Source organism: Demequina muriae, from assembly GCF_030418295.1.
GTDB classification, from domain to species: domain Bacteria; phylum Actinomycetota; class Actinomycetes; order Actinomycetales; family Demequinaceae; genus Demequina; species Demequina muriae.
Map to the genome: position 1 here is coordinate 1 of NZ_JAUHQA010000011.1, position 782 is coordinate 782.

Consider the following 782-nt stretch of genomic DNA (forward strand, 5'->3'; position numbering starts at 1 on the left):
CCTGTTTAGCGAACCCGAGGTGGCCGACTACCTCGGCATCTCCACGATCACCCTGGCCCGCTATCGCAAGGCGGGCAAGATCGGCTGCATCATGATCGGCCCCACGCCGAAGTACACCGAACACCACATCACCGCGTACCTTGAGGCACAGCAATGCAACGTTTCCAGCTCGGCATTTACTGGCTCGAACGACGCAAAGGCACGGCCAACTGGCAGCGGACGTGGCGCGACGGAAAAGGGGTCAAGCAGCGCGCTTCTCTTGGCACAGCAGATTTTGAGCAAGCCAAAGTCGCCCTAGCCGAGTGGTTTGTCGCCAACGCGGCGATCAAGGACCAGGCCCCGGAGGACGTGCCCATCGGGACCTTGCTGACGCGCTACCTCGCCCGGCACGGTAGCCATATTCCCAGCAAGGACACGGCGAAGCGTGCGGCGGACCTGTGGCGGGAGTATTGGGGCGACAAGACGGTTGCAGACTTGACCGTGGACGCCCAAGAGGATTTCGTGAAGTGGCTGCGCTCGCGGACGTATCGCGGCAAGACCTACAGCGAAGGCTATGTCCGCCGTGTGATGGGGGTCGGGCAGTCGGCCCTGAATCGCGCATGGAAGCGGCAGGAACTCGTGCAGGTGCCGTGGGTCGAGTTGCCGCCCATCGGTGAGCCCTACCCGCACACGGCGACGATCGACCAGCTTGCGGCGTTCCTCAACGCGATTCCGAAGGACTCGCACCTGTGGGCCTACTGCATGATCCGGTTGGGCACGGGATGCCGTGGTGACGCCGCGCT

2 protein-coding genes are annotated in these 782 nt (G+C 63.7%); both read left to right on the plus strand.

Annotation, left to right across the window (positions count from 1 at the left end; all coding sequences use genetic code 11):
- Positions 1-298 (plus strand): helix-turn-helix domain-containing protein (locus tag QQX02_RS13100; RefSeq protein WP_301143798.1); only part of this gene is annotated, 298 nt, incomplete at its 5' end.
- A gap of 50 nt (positions 299-348) precedes the next feature.
- Positions 349-782 (plus strand): site-specific integrase (locus tag QQX02_RS13105; protein WP_301143799.1); only part of this gene is annotated, 434 nt, incomplete at its 3' end.